The sequence below is a fragment of the Photobacterium sp. BZF1 genome, assembly GCF_014349205.1.
Lineage (GTDB): Bacteria > Pseudomonadota > Gammaproteobacteria > Enterobacterales > Vibrionaceae > Photobacterium.
The window spans coordinates 1-4,563 of the sequence record NZ_JACSOF010000255.1; the positions used below are offsets into that span (position 1 = coordinate 1).

Sequence of the window (4,563 nt, forward strand, 5' to 3'; positions counted from 1 at the left end):
GTCATATTGAATTTCTATTCTCTGCCACCGAAAAATAAATATAACCTTTCTCAGAGGATAAAATGGCAATTAAACGCACAGCAGTGGCATTATTCACTATGCTTGCCTTGGCAGGTTGTAACTCAGACTCGAGCAATGATGACGGCAAGACACTTCCCGTTGAAGGACTACAAGTTGCCTTCATGCCAGATATCCATTTCCACGATGTCTACGGTGATTTCCAAGATGGCTCATTTGACGGTTTGTACAATTCAGAGACCGGACAAGGTGCGACCATCCGTACCATGATGTCACAAATGAAGTCGACCCGCCTTTTCAACGAAAACTACTTTGCCATGATTGCGGCATTGGATGACGTCGTTGCCCGTGGTATCAAATATGTTGCCCTGCCTGGGGATTTCAGTGACGACGGCCAACCGGTTCACATGCGAGGTCTGGTTAAAATCTTTGATCAATACCGTGAAAAACACGGCCTTGAGTTCTTCGCCGCACCGGGAAACCACGATCCTGTCCGTCCTTTTACCCGTCCGAATGGCAAAAAAGACTACTTAGGTCGTGATGGCCATGACCAGCGCATTTATAGCCGTGGTGCAACCAGTGAGTGTGAAGGTTACGAGGGCGACTGGACGATTGCACCGACGCCTGACAACCCGCTGCCAACCATCTGTACTGAGGAAGTTAAAGAGTGGGGCTACAAGGAAATCATGGGTATCCTCAGCCACCACGGCTTCGATCCCCAGCCTCATTATAAATATTTCGAAACGCCTTATAGCTCTGACGACGCCCGTCAAAACTATTCCTACGATGTGGCTTTGCAAGAAGCCAATTATGCCAACCGCATGTATGAAATCTGCCACGAAGGCACAGGTGGGGAATACAAGGAAGACGACTTTACATCATGCTCTATGGTACCAGACAGTACTTATCTGGTTGAGCCAATCGAAGGCCTATGGTTGATGGCTATCGATGCCAATGTTTACCAACCTAAAGCTAATACTGCAGGTGGTGTTGATAACCCTAACGATTACGAGGGTTCGAGCAATGCCGGCTACAACATGATGCTTACCCACAAAGAGCACGTCATTGACTGGATCAGCAACACGGTTAAAGCGGCGAAAGAGCAGAACAAAGTCCTGCTGTCGTTTAGCCACTTCCCGATGACCGATTTCTACAACGGCGCATCAGAAGAAATCGAAGATATCTTCGGTGAAGGTAACTTCCAGCTCAAACGCGAACCAGAAGACGATACCAGTAAAGCACTGGCACAAACCGGTTTGAGTATCCATGTCGGCGGCCACATGCACTTCAACGACACAGGCTTGAAGCAATACAACATCGGCGGCGAAACTTATACCCTGTTCAACATCCAGGCTCCGTCACTGGCTGGCTATATCCCAGCTTACAAGGTGCTTGAAATCAAACCGAACAGCCAGGTAGAAGTTGAAACCGTTGTTATCGAGAACGTGCCTCGCTTCAACGAGCTATTTGAACATTATGCCGAAGAGCATGACCAGTTGGTTGACTCTAACGCAAGTGAAATCTGGAACCGCGATATCCTCGATGCCGAGAACTACTACGAGCTGACAGACTGGCACATCAAAGAGTTGACTCGCCTGCGTTTCCTACCGGAAGAGTGGCCAGAAGATATCAAGAACATGCTTTTCAACATGGACGGCAAGCAAATGCTAATCCTGTCTCAGTTGGAAACGGATATTACTGTATGCCAGCTAAAAACAGCCCTTGATATCCCTTGCCAAGGTTCAAGAAGCCAAGATGATTTGAATGATTTCATCCAGGATTGGAGCCGAGCCAAACTAAAAGCCGAAGCATTGGCCAACCAAAACGGTATGGCCCTGATCGACTTTGCAGAATGGAACGGTGAAGAGTTGGCTATCGACTTCTACCGCCTGCGCAACGCCGATGAACTGGCTTTCCGTGATATCGAGCCTTCTCGCCTGCCACAGTACAAGCTATTGAGTGAAGAGTTGTATGATATGGAGTCCGCCGTTAACTTTGACGATATCAATAACGATGACACACCAGTTGGTGATGTCTTCAAAGTCCGCTTCGGCACCTTGTTCTACATCCTTGACCGCTTCGCAACCGGTGAGGCCAGCGACAACTTCCTAATTGATGTTGAGCAGGGCACCCTGACCGACCTCAAGACAGTTGTTGACCGTGAAAGCTTGCAGTAAGCATCAAAAATTCATTTCAGCTTAACCGCAAAGGGCAGGTCTTCCTGCCCTTTTTAGTTCACCTATGCTTATGTAAACCAACTGGACATTTGCGAGAGAACCATCATTAACGCCTGCAATACGCCCCCTATTACATTCAAGCTGTTTTTCATCCCTCATTACCATCAAGGTTAATCGCTTTTCAGTGCAATCACGGTAAGAGTAAACTTTTCAGCTATAAAGTTCGCCATATTATGATTAGCCCACCAGTGCGCTATTTACTCCTGCTATGGGGGATTATCGCTTCAGATATAGTCATTGCTGATGTACCTAACAGTAGGTCACACTCATTGACTTTTACTACATGGAATCTCAACTGGTTGGCAGTAGATGAAACGAACAGGCATAACCAATCTACCGCTCCACCCAGAACGTCCCGTGACTATCAGGCAATGGCCGCCATTATCAAAGCCATTTCACCCGATGTGCTTGCCTTTCAAGAGGTTGCTGGTCATCAAGCCATCGGAAAAGTAGTACCGCTCAACAATTACCAGATTGAGTTCTCGAGCAGGAAAGATAAAGGCAATAATGACATTTGGCCGCAGTTTGTCGGTTTTGCAATAAGCAATGGAATTCAATACGTACGCCACCCTGACCTACATCAACTCGATGTGTGGGATAACCAGTACTTGCGTTACGGTGTCGATATTTCATTATTTCAACAAGGACAACCGGCATTAAGACTATTGGTTGTCCACCTTAAAAACGGCTGTTACAGCAACCGCCATCGCAACAAAAACTGTCCGGTCTTGGCTGAGCAATTTGAAGTTCTTGATGGCTGGATCAGCGAGCGGCAAGCCCATCAACAGCCTTTCATTATCATGGGGGATTTTAACCGTAGGTTGGCAGAGAAAGGTGATAAGTTCTGGCAGCAGCTGACTTCTGGAAAAATGCAGGTTCCGAGACTTAGTACCCAAGGCAGACAAAGCCAGTGCCGCTCCCAAGCCTACAACAAACGCAAAAAACAATGGGAAGTCAGGCAATATCCGGGCTTTATCGATCACTTTATTATCGATGGCCGGATACCAGAAAAGAGCACCCAGCCCTCCTTTTCAGAATATCTTTACAGCGACCAACAATTAAAGCACTACCACCTCAGTGATCATTGTCCGCAGTCGATTACGCTTCAGTATTAGGGCTGGCAATCATGAGCTAAATGCTTGTTGCAGTTGACCCTAATCACCAGGAGGGTTGTCTTTTTCCTGCTTCACATCACGCACATGGATATCCATTTGCGGGAAGGCAATCTCAATACCGTTCTCCTTAAACGAACTATCAATATTCTTGTTGATCAAATGGATGGTCGAAAGACGATGGTCAATCGCCGTGATATAAACCCTTAATTCGAAATCCAAACTACTGGCGCCAAAGGCAAGAAAGAACACCGATGGCGGCGGATCTTTGAGTACCAAAGGGTGCTCATTGGCGACCTTGTATAGCAACTGCTCAACCTTATCGATATCCGATCCATAAGCGACCCCAATGGGGATCACGATACGGGTTATCGGATCGGTCAGCGACCAGTTGATCAGCTTTTCAGTAATGAAGGCTTTGTTGGGAACAACGATTTCTTTGTTGTCCCAGTCAATGATGGTCGTTGCACGAGTTTTTATTTTACTCACCGTGCCGGACAGATCATTAATGGTCACAATGTCTCCGATACGTATCGGACGCTCGAACAAAATGATCAAGCCCGATATGAAGTTGGCGAAGATCTCCTGTAGGCCGAAACCCAGACCGACACCAAATGCAGCCACCAACCACTGCAAACTCGACCACTGGAAACCTATCAACGAACACGCACTGAACACCCCAACCAGCATCAATAAATAACGCAGCACTGTTGTCGCCGCATATCCCGTCCCGGGCGATAAATCTAACCGCCGCAAGACTAACAACTCCAATATTCCCGGCAAGTTCTTTACCGCAATAAAGGTCACCAGCAAGGTGATCAGCGCAAAGATCAGCGACTGCAAACTAATGTCCACCATTACGATCCCTGTTTCACCCATCTCGCTGACCTGCCAGACGACAACTTGCCCTAGCCAACTGGTCATCTCAAGGGCACTTGACCAAAGGGTCAACATAGCAATCACAAAGCCAATTAAAGATAGGCCCCGTAGTAATTTCAATGATTGCTCACTGACTTGCTCTGCATCCAAACTGTTTTCTTCTACTTCAGGCATGACCTCTCGAAGTTCAGCCAGTTCTGGGGGTTCATCAGCTTGTTCTTGCTGCTGGGCAATCAACTCTTCACGCCTTTCAAGTAGCCGTTGATAGTTAAGTTGGCGATGTTCGAGTTTTAGCCAGCGTTCGCCCATCTGATAAA

At 47.3% G+C, this 4,563-nt stretch carries 3 protein-coding genes; 2 read left to right on the plus strand and 1 reads right to left on the minus strand.

Annotated features, from left to right (window positions below):
* The first annotated feature begins 68 nt into the window (after positions 1–68).
* Both BIZ37_RS29545 and BIZ37_RS29550 read left to right on the plus strand, forming a co-directional pair.
* Complete coding sequence (locus tag BIZ37_RS29545) at positions 69–2,195, plus strand: metallophosphoesterase (RefSeq protein WP_187464584.1); 2,127 nt, start codon at positions 69–71, stop codon at positions 2,193–2,195.
* 329 nt (positions 2,196–2,524) lie between these two features.
* Positions 2,525–3,370 (plus strand): endonuclease/exonuclease/phosphatase family protein, encoded by an 846-nt coding sequence (locus BIZ37_RS29550; protein WP_187464582.1) that lies wholly within the window; start codon positions 2,525–2,527, stop codon positions 3,368–3,370.
* Positions 3,371–3,409: 39 nt separating this feature from the next.
* Here BIZ37_RS29550 and BIZ37_RS29555 read toward each other — a convergent pair.
* The coding region (locus tag BIZ37_RS29555) for a mechanosensitive ion channel domain-containing protein (RefSeq protein WP_187464583.1) at positions 3,410–4,563 on the minus strand (1,154 nt) is incomplete at its 5' end.